This is a genomic window from Catellatospora tritici, assembly GCF_019083965.1.
Classification (GTDB): domain Bacteria; phylum Actinomycetota; class Actinomycetes; order Mycobacteriales; family Micromonosporaceae; genus Catellatospora; species Catellatospora tritici.
In genome coordinates, this window is record NZ_JAHRCY010000029.1 from 12,619 (window position 1) to 29,391 (window position 16,773).

Here is a 16,773-nt window from a genome sequence, read left to right on the forward strand (position 1 = left end):
GTACACCGGACCGGCCGGTCCGCGCTCAGGGCGGACCGGCAGGTCCGGACGTACGCTCGGACCGGCCGGTCCGCACCCGCCTGATGCCGCGCTTGGCCAGGTCACCGCCGACAGCGGCGACGAGCGCACCGATCGCGGCGACCGCGACACCAGCCGGGCCGGGCCGGTCCAGGCCGGCATTGACGATGAATCCTCCCCCGGCGATGACCGCCAAGCCGAGCACGATGAGCGGACCGCCCCGGCCCGGAGCCGCGGCCTGCTCAACGGCGGCCACCGCGGCAGGCGGATCCTGCGCGGGCGCGCCCCGGCCGCCACCGGCCGGGGCGGGGCCGCGCCGGCGTCGCGGTCCCTGCTCGGCCATCGCCCGGTGCCACAGCCGTTCGGCCGTGGCGATGTTCTCGGCCTCCTCGCCGGGCCTGCTCATCACGACGACCGACGGTAAGACCATGCCGTCCAGCGGCGGCAGCTTGCGCAGCTCACGCAAATCGGTCCACTGCGTACTGAAGTGCCGGTACTCAGTGCGGACCCGGGCCCGGGTCCGCACTTCCGGCACGCCCAGCGCGATGAGCCGGCTCGGCTGCAGTGCCAGCACTCCGGCGTGGACCTGGGTCACCGCAGTGCCGGACCGCAGCTTCTCCAGGTGCGCGGCGAGCTCCGCGAGGGCAGGCCGGGCGGCTGCCCGGACGGCCCGCTCGTCGTCGCTCACGTGTGGTCCGTCAGCTGTTCGCACAGGTCGTCGGCGATGCCGGCGAGGTCTTCGGCGGACAGCCGCCCACCGAGCCGACGTGTCAGGGTGGCGAGGACCCGCTCGGCCATCTGCGCGTTGGCGGCGCCGCGCATGGGCTCGTTGCGGCGCAGGTAGAGCCCGTACTTCTCCCGTACCAGAATCCTGACCTTCGCGACGGCCTCGGCGCCCATCTCCTTGGCCAGGTCGTTGAGGACCGCGTAGAGCACGGGCGTCAACACAACCACGACCTGGCCGAGGTCTGCGCCAAGCGGACCACTCTCGCCGTCGCGGGAGGTGTACATCGCCGCCGGGTTGGCGAACAGCAGCGCCGTGACCGGCTCGAAGTGGTCCAGCTCCGCGGGCGCGTGGCGGGCCAGTATGGCGCGGACGAGCTGTTCGGCGGTCGGCTGTGGCATTTGGCGGCTTCCCCTCTCCCCCTGCGGGCGGCGCGGCATCCATGATTCAGGGTCTCCGATCGCCGGACAAGGGGTCTCCCGGTGGCCCGCTGCGGGCCACCGGGAGGGGCGCGTCAGCTCACGCGGCTGAACTCCTCGTAGTCGTCACCGGCGTAGGTGAGCCGCAGCGTCGTGGCGTCGCAGGTGTACTCCGCTCCCCCGCTGGCGGTGCTGCCGGACAGATCTATCTCGTCGACCGTGACGCCGTCCTTGGCCAGGGTGATCGTCATCGGCCCGGAATCCTGCGACTGCAGGTACACCCCTGCCCCGGCATGCCAGGTGTAGGTGCGGGTCCGGTCCTGCGTCAGCGACACCTCGGCGTCACCGGTCGCCCCCACCTGCCGGTACCCCGCCGCCGTGTCGACGGCGGTGCCGTCGGCGCGGATGCTGCTGCGGTAGGTGCCGACGCTGGTCAGGACGACCTTGCCCAGTCCGTACGAGCCGAGGTCGTAGCGATGCATCGACCTGGTCAGCTCCCACTCTCCGACCAGGCAGCTGTCGCGCGGCGGCAGCACCGTGCCGGTGGTCGTGGCGCCGGCGGCGTCCACGCACTTGTTCGAGAACGCGGTCATCACGGTCAGCACCTGCTGCGGGTCGCCGGCCCGCAAGGCCAGCGTCAGCTGCGAGCCCAGTGTGGCCAGGTTCGGATCATCTGCGTGCGACAACACCAGGCCGACCCAGACGTACTCGTCGAGGCTTCGCTGGTCGACGGTCGCCTGCGCCACCTCGGTGCCGAACCAGCCGAGTGGGAACCAGGCGCACATCGTCGGCGCGCCGAGATCGGCCGGCAGGGTGAACGGGTCAGGCCCCGGCCCGGGCGATGGTGCGGGGCTCGCGGTGGCTCCTGGCCGGTTCGGCACATCCGGCAGATCCATGAACCGCATCGGAACCGTCGCCTGCAGGCCCGCGACCGCGACGACGACCGCCGCCGCCAGGCCTGCCGCGACCGTGGGCGCCCTGCGGGCGGGCGGGTCGCCGCCCGGCCAGGCCGACAGCCGCCCGGCCACACCCGCCAGCCGCCCGATCACAGCACCCGCCAAGACGAAGGCGACCGAGGCCACGAGCGCCTGCCGGAACGTGAACGAGTCGAAGAAGCGGACGCCCTCCCAAGTGAAGTCCCGGCCGCCGAGCCATGCGCGGGCCGCCCGGTTGACGCCGTCGATCACGACGGTCAGGGACGCGCCGACGGCGGCCGCGCACAGACCGTAGACCGCCCCCAGCGCGGCGCTGCGCCGGCCGGCCGCCGCCGCGACGAACGCGGCCACGGCGACGACCGCCATGACGACGCCCGTGAGGTACTGCATGTTGCTGAGGTCGTCGCTCTGCGGGCTCGGCGTCGGCACGGTAACCAGCCACCACCAGTCCAGCGGCCGGACCACGAGCGCCACGGTGATCGCGGCGGCCAGGGCCCCGGCCCCGAGGCTCAGACCCAGCGGTGCGGTCACCTGGCCGCGGCGCCGTATGCCCGCCAGCAGCGGAAGCAGCGCCATCGCGGCGAGCCCGACGGCGATGACGCCCGGGTACTCGATCAGCATCTGGACGTAGGTGTACCACAGGTAGCGTCCCGCGCCGGGCAGTTCGCCTTCGTGCGCCTTCTGCCAGTACACCAGCACCGCGGTCAGCGGTGCGGCTGCGAGGGCGGCCAGCAGCACGTAGCTCCACGGTGGCGGGGCGGTCGAGCGGCCCTGCAACCACACCGCGGCGGAGATGATCGTCCAACGGACCACGAGGAGCATTCCCGCGGCGAGGATGACCGCCAGCCAGACGGCCGTCCAGGTCCGACCGGTCAGCATGTCGTACCAGTCGATGTACAGCAGCAGGTAGGACAGGCACTCCCCGGCGATGAACCCGGCGACCGCGCACAGCGCCGCCGCAGACCCGAGCGGCAGCCGCCGCCCTGCCGCGATCGTGGCGTAGGCGGTCCGCACAGCAGCGGCCGCCACCACGGCCGTGATCGGCAGTGCGGCGATCAGGCCTGCCACCACTTCGGTCGGTCCGGTGTAGGTGCCACCGAGACCGCCCACCATCAGGCGCAGGCCCGGCAGGCCGAAACCGGCCGCCGCGCCCGCGACGAGCGCGTCCAGTGCCGCGAACCGGAAAAGCAGCCCCGGGTCCTGCAGCACGCGCAGGCGCTCGGCGGCGGCGGGATGGGTCTGCACCGGTCTGCGCAGCCGCTCGCGCCAGGACGGGGGCGCCGACCGGTGCCGTGCGTCCAACATGGATCCGAGCGGGCCGGCCGCTCCGTCGTCGCCGGCGGCGAGCACGTCGGCGTGGAACTCGCGGGTCCGCAGCACCGACCGCAGGGCGAGGTAGGCCATGACCAGGATGAAGGCGAGCGAGGACAACTGGTCGGTCATGTAGCCGCTGACGGCGAAGTCGTGCTGGACGAGCGTGACGCCCACCTCGACCACGGTCGGCACAGCCACGACCAGCACGAAAGCACGCCAGAACGACAGGGCCAGGTAGGTCAGGTCCACGTCGCGGTTGCGCAGGTGGGCCAGCTCGTGCCGGACGACCGTCCGGAACCGGACCGGATCGGCGGCGTGCCAGATGATCAGGCCGGCGTCGAGCCGGACGCGGTAACGCGGGAAGCGGCCGAACGCCAGGCCCTCAGCCGAGGTCAGCTGTCGGACCAGGAACTGCGGCGGCCGGCGCAGGCCCGCCTCGGCGACCAGCTCCCGCAGGTCGGCGGCGACCTCGGGGTATTCGGCCTCGTCCAGCGGCGTCAGCCGCTGACGCCGGGCCACCCACCACGGCCATGCCGCGTACTGCAGCAGCGCCGCCACGATGACGCTGCTGGCGGCGCCCAGCTGGATCAGGACCGAGGTGCGGTCGACGGCTTCGGGACAGGTGGCCAGCCTCCTGATGTAGTCGGCGGTGTCGCCGGCGTCGACGATCGCGCTGCAGTCGGAGTAGGTCGGCGTGAGGCGCAGCACCAGGAAGGTCCAGTACTGGTAGAAGGGCAGCGCCCCGATGAACAACACCCCGATGAGCAGCAGGAACCGAGACAGGGTGGTCGACGGCAGGGTGACTGCGGCCCGCCAGGGCACTGCGGGCCTGCCTGGTTGCGTCGGCACGGTCATCGGACCCCTCCCAGCTGGTGGGCGAACTCGTCGGCGATCGCCTTGACCTGCGCGGCGGGCATGCCCAGGCGCAGCAGGCGGCTGGTGACCTCGGTGGTGGCGTAGAGAATCTGCTCCGGGGTGTACGGCTGGAGCGCCGCGGCCGGATCAAGGCGCAGCACCCGCCGGCCGCGGCGGCGGAGCCGCTCCCACACGGCGCGCAGGCCCGAGGTGGCCGCCTGCGTAGCGAGGTCGTTGAGCACGCCGAACAGGATCGGCGTGGCCACGACGAGGAACAGCGACAGCCCGTCGGCGAGCACCCCTGGGCGGCGGTCACCGGGGTGGTACATGATCCGGGGATCTGCCGTGCACAGCCGCGTGACCTGATCGACGAACGGCAGCTCGTCGGGTGCCTGGCCGGCCACCGTCGCGCGTACCACGTCCACAGCCGACGTTCGTGGACCTGACTCCATACCGCCTCCAGATATGCGCATGCATGACGTTTGAGGCAATCCTCAGGGTGTTGTCAATGGACGCGGGCAGGGTCGCACGGGCACCGCGCATGATCCTGAAGGAATCCTGGAATCGCCTGGCTGCGGCACCACTGCGGCCCGGCGCCGGCATGCGGGTGTCCTGAGCACCGGATTACAGGTTTGCTTCAGGCCAGGCCGCGACGGCGGGTGGATCCTGGCGCCACCTGATTTCAACCCTCATCGAGGAGCGTGCATCATGCGACATCGCGCAACTCGCTGGGCGGCCCTCGCCGCGGCGGTACTGACCCTGGTCACCAGTGCGCTGGTCGGGCTGTCTGCGAGCCCGGCTTCGGCCGGATTCCCGTACCTGTTCCGCTGGAGCACCGCGGCCGGCACGGTCGCGGCGACGCACCTGGCGGGCGAGACCGGCACCGATCCGTACGAGGGCCCGATGTACGGTTCGGTGCAGTCCACCCAGTCCGGCGGCAGCATCTACCAGGACATCACCCGCACGATCTACCCGGGCGACACCTACTGCGCCAGCGCACAGGTCGCCACCGAGGGAACCGCCACCGGCGGCGGCGTCGAGATGACGGTGTTCCTCATCTGGGGCAACGTCGAGAGTTCGACCAAGACTGTCGCCGACCTGCCCAACCGCAACAACTGGACGCCGGTGGGCACCTGTGTCACCGCGACATCGGCGCACACGGCGGTCAGGATCCAGTTCTATCCGAAGGTCGGCGGGCCGGCCGTCGCCGTCGACGCCGTCGACCTGCACGTCAGCCTCGCCGCCAACGGCGGGTTCAACAACGGCACCTCCTACTGGTCGGCGTTCGCGCCCACGACGTTCACCACCTACGGCCCGGGGACAGCCGGCGCGCCGTACGAAGGCTCGCGCTTTGCCGCAGCCACCGCCGGCGGCAGCGTCTACCAGGACAGCGGGCGGATCCTCAACCCTGGCGACACCTACTGCGCCACCGCGCAGGTCGCCTCGTTCGGCTCCACCACCGGATCCGGCGGCACACTGGCCGTCTGGCTGCTGGGCGGCACCACCGAGAACGCGACCACCTCCTTCGCCGGCCTGCCCGGCAGCGGCGCCTGGACGCCGGTGACCACCTGCGCCACCGCCACTGCCGGCCACTCGGTGGTCCGGGTCGAGATCTACCCGCAGCCCAACGTGCCCACCCTCCTGTTCGACATGGTGGACCTGCATCCGAGCCTGGTCCGCAACGGCGGGTTCAACGCGACCACCGCCTACTGGTCGACCTGGGCGCCGACCGTGCTCACCACGTACGGGCCGGGTGTCACCGGCAACAATCCGCCCGAGGGCGCCAGGTTCGGCGCCGCACTGCCCGGTGGCAGCCTGTACCAGGACATCACGGGCGAGATCAACTACTGCATGTCTGCCCGGATGGCGACGCTGGGCACCGGCGGCGGCGCCAGCGCCCGGCTCGTGCTGTGGCAGCTGCCCCCATCGGGCAACGCGTACCAGCTCACGTACCGGGCCACCGCGAACCTGCCCGGAGCGAACACGTGGACGCCGAGCACGGTCTGCGGCCGCGGCTGGGAGAACATCACCCGGGCCGAGATCTACGCCGAATCGGGCACGCTCGCCGTCGATGCCGTCGACCTGCACCGCAGCCTCGCGGCCAACGGCGGGATGAACGAATTCCGTATCGACTGACCGGAAGGAGACTCACATGAAGATCACCGAACGTGCCGCGCGCGCCGCGGCGGCGCTGGCGGCCATCACCGCCGCCAGCCTGCCCGCCGGGTGCGGGTCCGACGAGCCGTCCGCGGCACCGCCCGCACCGCCGGCCGCCGGCACCGCACCGATCGTGTCCGACCCGGCGCCCCCGCCCCCACCGGCGGCGCCGGCCGCACTGGTCGGCGACTGGCTCGACAACGCCGGTATCGACGTGCTGACCTGGCACTTCAGCAGCGACGGCGGGTTCACTTTCGCCAGCAGCTTCGCCGCGTGCGAGGGATACCTGGAATTCTCCGCCGGTGGCGGCTTCGCGGTCCACCCGACGCGTGGCGCCTCCGACTCGGTCACCGCCTGCAGGGAGGGCACCAGTTACCGCTGGCGGGTGTCGGGCGGGACGCTGACCCTGGTCGACCAGCACGGCCGTTCCATCGAGTACGCCCGGGACTGATGCCCGACCAGATGCGGGCCGGGACGGCGCCGACCGTCCCGGCCCGTCTCCGCTTCGCAGCCCCGAGCCGGGTCCGAGCCGCGGTGGCGCCCTCGGACCCGGCTGGCGACCGTGTCAGTGGCAGCAGGTTCCGGTGCTCCAGACGGCTTGGCCGGTGCCGCTGTAGAGGACCAGGTTGCCGTCGTTCTGCATGGTCAGGTGATGGGCCGGGGCACCCCGGGTGTTGGAGGCCCACGTGGCGGTGTTGTTGCCCGAGTACTCCACCAGGTTGCCGTCGGTCTGCAGCACCAGCCGCACGGCCGGCGACAGTATGTTGGTGGCCCACAGCACCTGCATACCGGGGCCGTAGACGACCAGGTTGCCGTCGGCCTGCAGCACCGACCGGAACCGTCCGTCGGCCGAGCGCAGGAACGTGCGCAGGTTGAGCTGCTTTCCCCAGCCGAGAGTGTCACTGCCCGCATACGTGACGTGGAACCAGCGCTGCGCGGCGCCGTGGTTGCAGTCCCACAGCTGAAGCCTAGTCCCGTCGGCGGTGCCCGGCGCGTCCAAGCAGCGGCCCGACCACGGGTTGAACAGCGACTCGTCGGCCTGCTTGAGCCACTGCTGCGACGCCCCGGCCGAGCAGGCCAGCGTCCGTACGCGAGTGCCATTGGCCGCGGCCCCGCCTGCATCGAGGCAGTTGCCCTGCACGCGCAGGGTGCCCGCCGTGTACGTCCACTCCTGGTCGGCACCGCCGGTGCACGCCTGCAACTGGACCGTGGTGCCGCTGGGAGTCGCCGCCACGCACTTGGCGACCGTGCCCGCAGTGATCGGCCCGGTGCCGCTGCTGGCGTTCGCGGCGGCGGCCGCGTCCCCGAGCGGCAGCGGCCCGGCTGCGTAGAGTGCCTGGTCAAGGTTCGGGGTAGCCGTGCCCGGACCGGCGGCGGCCGCGAAGACGCTGATCGCGTTGCCGCGCACCACCGACGTCGACGTGTAGTCGCCCAGCATGCCCAGCGTGTTCGCCTTGGCCATCGCCCGGACCTCCATCGGCCCGGCCAACGCCGGCCCGGAGGCCCAGGTTCGGCCGGCATCGCGGGAGGTCGCCAGCAGGACCGATACGGTGCAGACCGGGGTGCCGCCCGCGCCGTCGGGAGTGCACGACTGGTCCGCCTCAGCGTGGTAGGTCACGGCGAGGGTCTGCGGCTGCGCCGTGTCCCACTGGTCGGTGCCGATGCTGGGCATGAACAGGTCGCCATTCGGCGACGGGCGGGCCACGACGACGGGACTGGTCCAGGTGAACGCGTCGGTCGAGGTCGACATCAGGATGTCGTCTCGGGCGCAGCTCGGGTAGTTGCGGCAATCCTCCCATACGACCACGATCCGGCCCATGGCGTCGACGGCGGCGTCGGGCAGGGGCAGCAGGTCACGCACGAACGGCGCCTGGTGGTACCGTGCCGCCGTGATCCGGGTGGGACCGTTCCAGGTCGCCCCGCCGTTTGTCGAGGTGAGTTCGGCCAGGTAGTTGCCATCCGGGGCGAATTCGACGAACAGCGCGGCCACGGTGCCGTTGGGCAGGATCGCGATCGCGCCCGGCGTGCCCTGATGGTTCAGCGGACCTGCGGCGGAAGTGCCCTTCGGCGACCATGTGGCGCCGCCGTCGGTGGAGGTCGCCAGATACACCGAGTCCGGCTGGCCGGCACCGAACCCCTCGATCGACACGTAGCAGCGGCCGTAGTACGGGCTGCCGGAGCGGTTGTCGCAGGCGACCCAGGACTTGTCCCAGCGGTTGCCGTCGTTGCCCAGTGCCCAGACCGGGGCGCGCCAGGTGGCACCGCCGTCGGTGGAGCGGCTGATCAGGGCTCCCGAGCCATCGTTGCCGGGAACGATGGGCATGGAGACGATCATCCAGGTGTTGTGTGCCCGGTCGTAGGCGACGGCCGGGTCGCTGACTCGCTGGTGCGGGCCACCCGCGACGACTGTGATGCCGGGTAGGTACGACTGGGACCAGGTGACGCCCGCGTCGGTCGAGACCGCCACGCCGATGTTGTCCGCACCGCCGCCGGACTCGTACCGGCCGACCTGGTACGCGGCGACGATGGTGTCGCCGTAGCTGAACGTGTCCGGTTCGGCGGCACTGGCGCGCTGCCCGGCAGCCGTCCACCACGGGTCGAACCCGGCGCTGATCCGGCGCGTGGCGTTGCCGAAGGATTTGCAGCCCAGCGTGGTGTCGCTTGCGCCGAACGGTCCGCTGGGTGTGTTCTTCGCGACCAGGCACACGCTGGCGCCGGACGGCACGGTGACGGTGACGTCGAACCCGTGGTTGCTGCCGGTGCCCGGGTAGGCCGCGCCGATGTCAGGCCGGTAGGCGTTGGCGTCGACCGACTGGGCGAGGTTTCCCGAGATGTAGACGTCGACCTTGATGCTGCCCGGCCAGTCCTGATCGAGCGCCCAGCCGACCAGGCGCGCGGCCTGGCCGTAGCCGACGCCCATGGTCTCGAACCTGCCGAGCGGCGCACGGTCGGCCAAGGCGTGCGCCGCGCTCGGCGAAATGGCCAACAGCACCGCTGCGGCGAGCGATGCCGCGACGGCTGAAACCGATCTTCTCAACGCGTCCTCCTGTCGATGGGTGGCGGAGGCCACCAGGATGTCGACGCGCCTGCCCGCCAACCTGAAGGAATGTTGGAATCCGCTGGTGAAGATGCGTCCATTCAGGAACACTGATCACGGCCCGATGGGCTGGACAGGCCTGCTACTCGCGGCCGCCCTGTGGGCCGCACGCCACGGCGGACAGCAGGCCACTGTCCAGCACCTGCTCCAGCACGGTGCGAACCTGAACCGGGTCGCACCGTGGGACGGGCTGACCCCGCTCGATGCCGCCCGCCGCCACCACTTCGACGACCTGGTCGCCTGGCTCACCAGCCAGGGAGCCCTGCCCGCCACCGAGCAGACCACGTAACCGGGCTGGGCTGGGGCGATGCGTTTGAGAACCGCTGGGCGAAGAGATGGATCATGGCCCAGCGGACCATTGTGGTCGCGCTGGTCGCCTGCCCACCCGCAATATGTCTGCCGGGCAGGGGGGACGCCTGTCTGCGGGCACGGCGGGCAACGGCGTCGATCTCACGGATCCGCAGTGCCACGCCCAGCAGCAGCACGGGGATGATCTGCGCAGGTGCTGAAATACGTCGACGCGGCAGCAGCGCCGCCGTCTCTATGCCGGAGGTCACGATTTCGATTGCGAGTGCGCCCATTACGCCAACTAAGGCACCGCCCCAAATACGATGGCGTCATCGCAGGGGGCAAGACAAATGCGATCTCCCGCGCGGCCGCGAATGTGGCCTGGGACGTGCGTGGGCATTACCTGCTGTACTGCACGATCACCAACGCCGACGGCAGCGCAATCACCGGCGACGACCCTCACACTCAACCGATCGTCGACGATCTGGCGCAGAGACACCTCGCCGGCCTGGTGAGGTGATCGGGCAGCGCCAAGCAGGAGGCGTCACCACGCCGGCGCCAGCCCAGGCCACCCGGTAGAGGAGGACCCACCTCGCAGCGTCCCTCCTCGCCGACCGCTTGAAGCTTTGGCAGCACGCTGCACATAGCAGGGAGAAGAGGGTTCGATGGAGTCTTGGATCGTCCGCCACTTCTCCCAGGCCAATCCGCAGGGTCCTGGGCAAGGCGACGTGCCTGCTCTACTGCGCCGCATCGCCGACACGATCTCCGAGCATGGAGAGATCGAAGTGCAAGACGTGTTTCAAATACCGCATATGTGGCCGAGGCTGCTTTAGCCGCGTAAGGCAGTACTGCCTTCCTTACCGGACCATGCCACCAAAGCCGCAAGCCGCGCTGACGCACCTGCCACATATGCGTCTTTCATCGCCCCCCGTGAATTACTCTGCCCTGCTTTACTGAGCGCCAGCGGGGTCGATGGATACCCCGTGCCGATGATCGGGGTTCCCATGGTTTCATTGCGAAGCCGCAACGCCGTACGTATCAGCGCACTCACCGCCCTCGCCGTAGTGGCCGCGGGCCTCGCCGGGCCGGCCGCCCCCGCCGAGGGCGCCGCTCGCCTCCTCGCACCACCGGCTGCGCCGAGCGAGCCGAAGCATCAGATGACCACCACCGAAGCACTGACTCAGGCATGGCGTACCGGCCGGGCCGTCGAGGTCGTCGGCTCCACGACCGAGACGCAGACCGTCACCGCGCTGCCGACGGGCGCGCTGCGACTGACCACCAGTCTCGTCCCGGTTCGCAAGTACGTCGGCGGGCAGTGGAAGGGTCTGGACGCGAGCTTGCACCGTAACTCCGACGGCACCTTGTCGCCGGCCGTGTCGACGTCCGAGCTGCGGCTTTCGGGCGGCGGTCCGGGACCACTGGCCGTGATGACGTCGGCGGGTGAAACGCTTGGCCTCACCCTGCCGATGGCGCTGCCCGTGCCGACCGTGTCGGGCGCGGGCGCGACCTATGCCGCGGTGCTTCCGGGGTGGACCTGATCGTCCGCGCCGACCGCCAGGGTGGCTTCGCCCAGACGCTGGTCGTGCTAAACGCCGCCGCCGCCGCCAACCCGGCGCTAGCCTCGTTGTTCTTGCGCATCACCGGTGACGTCAAGATCGCCGTGCACGCCGACGGCAGGATCGACGCCGTCGGCCGAGGCGGACGCACCGTCTTTTGCGGTAGTCGCGGATGGCGTCGAGCCAGCCGGCGTCGACGTCCAGCCGGGAGCTGCCAGTGCGGATGAGCTGGCTGCCGCGGTCCGGTTGGCCGTGGCCCGCGCCGACCGTACTCTTCGGAGATGGACTTCTGGATCTGTACCGGCGACGAACTGGCTGCCCACGGCGTGCGGGTCCCGCTCGGCGCGCGGTGCGCGAGGGTTGCGTGATGTCGGGTCTGCGGGAACTCCTGAGTGCGGAACTGCCGGTCGAGCCGCTGGTCCAGGCGGCTCCCGACGGCCGGTGGGAGCGGGCGGTCGTCATCGACGGGAATCCGGCCGCGTTCCTCGAGCCGATGTCGAACGGCGTGGGGCACCTCGGGGTCGAGGTCATGTGGCCTGGCAATGCCTTCGTCGGCGCGGCCTTCCCGGCCGAGCAGTGGCAGCAGGCGGCCGACGCGGTGACCCGGGTGCTGGCGACGATCGGGGCGTCGGATGCCACGCACGGCGTCCCCGGGCGCATCACCGCCGCGGCGGGCCTGCGGGCGCTGCTGGACGGGGAGCCGGGTGACAGGGCCGCCTTCGCGCAGCTGGGCGCGGTGAACGCCTGGTCCTCGGTGGGCGCGGAAACCCTTTGGCGCGAGGGGGAGTCGTATTCGCCGCGAACCGTCGACGCTGTCCTCGACCGGCGGCCTGATCTGGCGCGGAACTGCGCTCACCCGGTGGCCGTGGAGTTCGGCCTCGCCGGCCAGCAGGCGCGTCCCGGCTGGGTCGCCTTCTACGTCGCACCACCCGGCGGACCGGTCGACCGGGCGCGGCTGCACGCGGTGCTGGCCCGTGTCACCGCAGATCCCGTCCGCCCCTGACCACCGCTCACACGGCCGCCGTTGGGCAGCAGGGCGAGCGTACCGGCCCCGCCGAGTAGCGGAGCCGGTGCGCGGGTCGGGCTACGCCACCTCGATGTAGTCGAGTTCGGCCCAGCGGGACAGGAAGGTCAGCCGCACCGTGTTCCAGCCGGCCGCCAGCGTTACCCCGACAGGGGCCTGCCGCCAGGTCTCCCGGCCGGTGTTGGGGTAGTTCGCGATGGTGGGCGAGCCTCCGTTGACGGTGAGTGTGTGCTGCGCGTCGCCGTAGCCCGCCGAGTAGGCGACGTAGACGGTGTTGTATGCCACCAGCCCGGGGTGCGAAGACGCTCAGCTCCACCCAGCTGTCGGCGTAGTCGATGTACCCGACGACCTGCCCCTGCGAGGCGGTGGTGGTGTCGCGTGCGACGCAGTGGTCCAGTGTGCCGCGTTCGGTCTCGGTAGGCACCCGGCTGCCCCTGACCATCGGGAATCCGCCGGGCTCGACGCCGCCACCGCCACCGCCACCCCACCGCCACCGTCGGTGAACTGCTGAACCTGGGAGAGTAATTCGGCTACACCTTCGACCTCGGAGTTTCGGCTTCGTCTTGCCGTGCAGCCACGCGTCGAACAGGCTGTCCAGCTGCTTCGCCGGGCCCTGCGCGACCAGCTCGCCGCCCTCCTCGCCTGAGCAGGCCGGCCATCGTCATGACCGCGGGCGGCGACGCGTGGCGGTGCCGCCGGGCGCGACAGCGGCGATCTCCGCGACACACCTGGCAGCACCGCCCGGTGAGGTGCCGGTCCTACGGGCTCAGCAGATAGGTACCCACGAACGTGCCCGGCATGCTGGCCGCGTCCTGCCGTACGACCGGCGTGTTCGCCGGCCAGGGCAGCGACAGTGTGCCGCCCCCGCCGGACAGGGTGATGTTGACCTTGTCCGGCTGCCAGGACGTTTCGGGCCCGTCGAGCAGGTAGGTGAGGTCGACGTGCGCCTTCGCGCCCGCGGCCAGCACGATCCCGTCGGCGGGCCGGGGCTCGCCCCGCATGATGTACGTAGGCCCGAACAGGTCGTGCGGCGGACCGGTGAGCGTCACGTTGGGCGCCCCGAACAGCCCGCACGCCGCACCCGACTTGTTGGTGATCTCCAGGGCGACGGTGAACTGGCCGCCGAACTGCGACTCGGTCTTCTTCCCATACGCGAAGTCGAGGTCGGCGGCCTTGCAGGCCGCGGCGGGCCCGCCGGGTGTCGCAGCCGCCGAGGCGGGTGCCCCGGAGGCTTCCGGCACCTTGACCTCGATCGGGGCGGCACCGGCGGGCCGGTCGCACGGGGGCTCGTAGTCCAGCGTCGGGGCGTACTTGCGCCAGGTCGCCTCGGTGAGGTTCGCGCCGGTCGCGGTGCAGATCCGGTCGATGATGCGCCGCGGGTCGGTGTGCCACAGGCGTACGGTGCCGTCGACGTTGACGGCGGCGAGCATGGCGCCGTCGGCGGACCAGCCGACGGTCTGCACACCGACGACGTAGCGGCGTGAGGTGATGTAGCGGTCCTGGGTGGTGACGCTGCTCAGCAGCGGGTTGCCGATGAGGGCGGGGTGGGCGCGGTCGGTGACGTCCCAGAGGCGGACCATGCCGTCGGTGGCCCCGGCGGCCAGCGTGCGCCCGTCGGGGCTGAACGCGATCGGCGCCTTCGGCGGCCCGTTGACCTGGGGTGCTTCGGGCAGGGTGGCCAGGGGTGCGGGGATGTCGACGTTCCATAGGGACACGGTGAGCCCGCCGATGCCTGCGGCCAGTCCGGTGCCGTCGAGGGTGAAGGCGAGCGTGTCGGCCGCGCCGCCGCCGGTGAGCGTGACCGTGCCGCCTTGCAGGTCGCGGATCTGCAGGTCGCTGCCGCTGACGGCCAGGCGCCGGCCGTCGGCGGTGAACGCCAGAGCGGTGATGTCCGAGCTGGTCCTGACGGGGAACTTGACAGGTTTCGGCTTCGCCGCCGGGTCGCGCAGGTCGATGAGGTAGAGCGCGGGCGGGTTGGCGCCGGTGGCTACGGCCAGGGTGGTGCCGTCGCGGTTGAGGGCCAGCGCGGTGACTTCGACCAGCTCGCCGCCGGGCAGGGCGATGGTGGCGGTCGTGGTGTGCCCGTCACCGTAGTGGATGCGTACCGCGGGGGTGGCGTCGTCGTATCCGGCGGCGATGACGCGGCCGTCGGCGCTGGCGGCCACGGCGGTGCCGGCCTGGGATTCGCTGGTGAGGGTGGTGAGCCGGGGCGGGTCCGTGAGGGTGTACAGGCCGGTGACGGTGCCGTCGTCGACGGCGAGCAGTGCGTCGGCGGTGGCGGAGCCCTTCACGGTCGAGATCAGGCCCGCGGCCGGGAAGTACGTGGTGGGCAGGTGCCACAGGATCGCCGGCTGGGTGCCCAGGTCGGCGAGCAGGCTACGCCCGTCGGGGCTGAAGGTGAGCGACGTCCGGTCTGGGAACGAGGCCGCTTCCTGGAAGCGGGGCGGGACGGGCTTGAGGGGCTGCGTCAGTGGCAGCGGGTCGGTGGGGAAGGCCATGTTCCACAGCTGCAGCGTGCCGTCGTTGGCCATGGCGGCCAGGGTCGACCCGTCGGGGCTGAGGGCGGCGGTGTAGGCGCCGCCGAGGGCGAGGTGATGGGAACCGGTGTACTGGATGCGGTCGGGGTCGTCGCGCAGCACCCAGCGGAAGGCGTTGCTGTTGTCGTCGAGGATGACGGCGCTGTCGGCGTCGGGCCCGAACGTGATCCGGAACTGGGTGGAGCCGGTCGGCGGCACCGGCCGGTCGAGGTGTTCGGGTTCGGCGCCGTTCAGGCGCCACAGGTCGATCGAGCCCTGGGTGCTGCCGACGGCAAGGCGGGTGCCGTCGGTGCTGAACGCGAGCGCGGTGACCTCCCCCGCCTCGCCGGTGCCGGCGAAGCCGGGCCCGGCAGCGGTGGCTGCGGGCAGGTCCCAGAGCCGGACGTGGCCGCTGTCGGCGCCGACGGCGAGCCGCTTGCCGGCCGGGTCGGTGATCAGGGCGGTGATTTTGGCGAAGCCGGTGTCGATGGGCGCCAGTGCCGCGGGTTTGGCCGGGTCGGCCAGGTCCCAGCGCAGAACCGTGGCGGGATGTTCGCGGTCGCGGGCCAGCAGGATCCGGGTGCCCGGCACGAACCGGGGCAGGTCGACGGGGCGGGGTAGGTCGGCGGCGGGCACGGTGCCGGTGGCGTTCCATATCCGGGCGGGCTGGGTCGTGCCGGTGGCGACCAGCAGCTGCCCGTCGGGGCTGAACGCGCCGCCGGCGGCGGGGATGAGGGTCTGCAGCGGGGTGTTCTGGTCGTTGAGCAGGTCGGTCTTGGCGCTGTCGTTGGTGTGGCGCAGCCACGCGGCGGCGTCGAACTGGGCGGCGGCGGTGTGGTCACCGTCGGCACGGGCAGCATGCGCGGCGGTGCTGAGCAACGACGACGCGGCGATGGCCTGTTCCTGGAGGTTGTCGAGGTAGGCGTTGCCGCCGATCAGGCCGGCGACCAGCGCCACGACGAACCCGCCGCTGACGGTGGCCAGACGCCAGCGGTGCCGGCGGACCTCCACGTGGCCCAGCTGTTCCGGGTCGACCTCGAGGATGTCGGCGGCCAATGCCGCGGCGGCCCGCCGGATCGCGGCCCGCCGGCGCAGCGGCCGCAGCACCGCCGGGGTGAGCGTCGCCCAGACGGGTTCGCGCCGGTACGCGCCATGCAGCACCGGCGGCAGCGCGTCGGTGGCCGGGTCGAAGTCGCCGGCCCCGGCCGACCAGGCCAGCGTGTCACCGGTGTGCACGAGGATGACGTCCTCGTCGGGCCTGGTGGCGCGGTAGTGGGCCGCCTCCTGCTGCACATAGGGCCGACCGGCCGAGGCGCGGTTGGCCAGCAGGATCATGTGCGCGGACCCGTCGAGGGCGTGTTGCAGGCGGCCCAGCAGGTCCGAGCCGGTCGCAAGATTCTCGGCATCGAGGAACACCCTCAGCCTGCCCCGCTCCCACCAGCGGCTGCCCACCGACCGCAGGGCGCGGCGCAGGGCTCGGGCCAGGCGCTGGTCGGGCGTGCGGGAGTACGAGATGAACGCGTGGTACTGCCAGCGTTCGCCCATCGTCGCGATCTTCGCGCGGACGTCGGCGGCGGTGACCCGCCCGGGTCGCGGCCCGGAGGCGGGCTGCTCGGGTGGCGTGGTGTCGGGCACGGTTCCTCCGCGGTCAGGCGACGTGGCGTCGATCCCGGCAGATGGTTCCAGCGCGATTTCCATGCCACCACCGGCCATGACGGCAGACTGTTCCACAATGGACCTAGCACTGGCTTTGACCAGCTTCCAGCCGCCGCCGTTCATCGTTGGCAGGCGCTCCGATCAGTCGCCCCGGGCCGCCTGATCGCCGCCGAAGCCACCGGTTCGGCCGAGCGCGTCCACCGGACAGGTTCAC

Annotated in this window: 13 protein-coding genes; 6 read left to right on the forward strand and 7 right to left on the reverse strand. The window is 71.6% G+C overall.

What is annotated here, in order from left to right:
- Nucleotides 1-25: 25 nt before the first annotated feature.
- The 4 genes from KUA19_RS37415 to KUA19_RS37430 all read right to left on the reverse strand — a co-directional run bounded on the left by KUA19_RS37415 (nt 26) and on the right by KUA19_RS37430 (nt 4,690).
- A complete protein-coding gene (locus KUA19_RS37415; RefSeq protein WP_217403895.1) occupies nt 26-706 on the reverse strand; it encodes a hypothetical protein in 681 nt (226 codons plus the stop codon).
- A complete protein-coding gene (locus KUA19_RS37420) occupies nt 703-1,143 on the reverse strand; it encodes a hypothetical protein (protein WP_217403897.1) in 441 nt (146 codons plus the stop codon). Before KUA19_RS37420 ends, KUA19_RS37415 begins: the two co-directional genes overlap by 4 nt.
- 113 nt (nt 1,144-1,256) lie before the next feature.
- On the reverse strand, nt 1,257-4,265 hold the full coding sequence (locus KUA19_RS37425; protein ID WP_217403899.1) for a M48 family metalloprotease: 3,009 nt from the start codon (nt 4,263-4,265) through the stop codon (nt 1,257-1,259).
- The gene (locus tag KUA19_RS37430) at nt 4,262-4,690 is read right to left on the reverse strand and encodes a hypothetical protein (RefSeq protein WP_217403901.1); all 429 of its coding nucleotides are present in this window, start codon (nt 4,688-4,690) and stop codon (nt 4,262-4,264) included. The genes KUA19_RS37425 and KUA19_RS37430 overlap by 4 nt, the downstream gene beginning before the upstream one ends.
- Nucleotides 4,691-4,973: 283 nt before the next feature.
- Between KUA19_RS37430 and KUA19_RS37435 the strand changes: the two genes are divergently transcribed.
- Both KUA19_RS37435 and KUA19_RS37440 read left to right on the forward strand, forming a co-directional pair.
- Nucleotides 4,974-6,401 carry a hypothetical protein gene (locus KUA19_RS37435; RefSeq protein ID WP_217403903.1) on the forward strand — a complete coding sequence of 476 codons (1,428 nt, stop codon included), beginning with the start codon at nt 4,974-4,976 and terminating at the stop codon, nt 6,399-6,401.
- A gap of 16 nt (nt 6,402-6,417) precedes the next feature.
- Nucleotides 6,418-6,873, forward strand: coding sequence for a hypothetical protein (locus tag KUA19_RS37440; RefSeq protein WP_217403905.1), 456 nt, complete (start codon nt 6,418-6,420; stop codon nt 6,871-6,873).
- Nucleotides 6,874-6,987: 114 nt separating this feature from the next.
- On the opposite strand, the gene KUA19_RS37445 is transcribed toward KUA19_RS37440, so the two are convergent.
- The gene (locus tag KUA19_RS37445) at nt 6,988-9,342 is read right to left on the reverse strand and encodes a ricin-type beta-trefoil lectin domain protein (RefSeq protein ID WP_217403907.1); all 2,355 of its coding nucleotides are present in this window, start codon (nt 9,340-9,342) and stop codon (nt 6,988-6,990) included.
- On the opposite strand from KUA19_RS37445, the gene KUA19_RS37450 reads away from it, so the two are divergent.
- The 4 genes from KUA19_RS37450 (at nt 9,341) to KUA19_RS37465 (ending at nt 12,366) form a co-directional block, all read left to right on the forward strand.
- The gene (locus tag KUA19_RS37450; protein ID WP_217403909.1) at nt 9,341-9,808 is read left to right on the forward strand and encodes an ankyrin repeat domain-containing protein; all 468 of its coding nucleotides are present in this window, start codon (nt 9,341-9,343) and stop codon (nt 9,806-9,808) included. The two genes, KUA19_RS37445 and KUA19_RS37450, sit on opposite strands and share 2 nt — an antisense overlap.
- Before the next feature lie 213 nt (nt 9,809-10,021).
- On the forward strand, nt 10,022-10,327 hold the full coding sequence (locus KUA19_RS37455) for a hypothetical protein (protein ID WP_217403911.1): 306 nt from the start codon (nt 10,022-10,024) through the stop codon (nt 10,325-10,327).
- A gap of 463 nt (nt 10,328-10,790) precedes the next feature.
- Nucleotides 10,791-11,345 (forward strand): hypothetical protein, encoded by a 555-nt coding sequence (locus KUA19_RS37460; RefSeq protein ID WP_217403913.1) that lies wholly within the window; start codon nt 10,791-10,793, stop codon nt 11,343-11,345.
- Nucleotides 11,346-11,730: 385 nt separating this feature from the next.
- Nucleotides 11,731-12,366 (forward strand): hypothetical protein, encoded by a 636-nt coding sequence (locus tag KUA19_RS37465; RefSeq protein WP_217403914.1) that lies wholly within the window; start codon nt 11,731-11,733, stop codon nt 12,364-12,366.
- 81 nt (nt 12,367-12,447) lie between these two features.
- Here the strand turns inward: KUA19_RS37465 and KUA19_RS37470 are convergent, their stop codons facing one another.
- Both KUA19_RS37470 and KUA19_RS44270 read right to left on the reverse strand, forming a co-directional pair.
- On the reverse strand, nt 12,448-12,672 hold the full coding sequence (locus KUA19_RS37470; RefSeq protein WP_217403916.1) for a carbohydrate-binding protein: 225 nt from the start codon (nt 12,670-12,672) through the stop codon (nt 12,448-12,450).
- A gap of 473 nt (nt 12,673-13,145) precedes the next feature.
- Entirely contained in the window at nt 13,146-16,538 is a 3,393-nt protein-coding gene (locus tag KUA19_RS44270; protein ID WP_217403917.1) for a DUF4232 domain-containing protein, read from the reverse strand.
- Nucleotides 16,539-16,773: the final 235 nt, after the last annotated feature.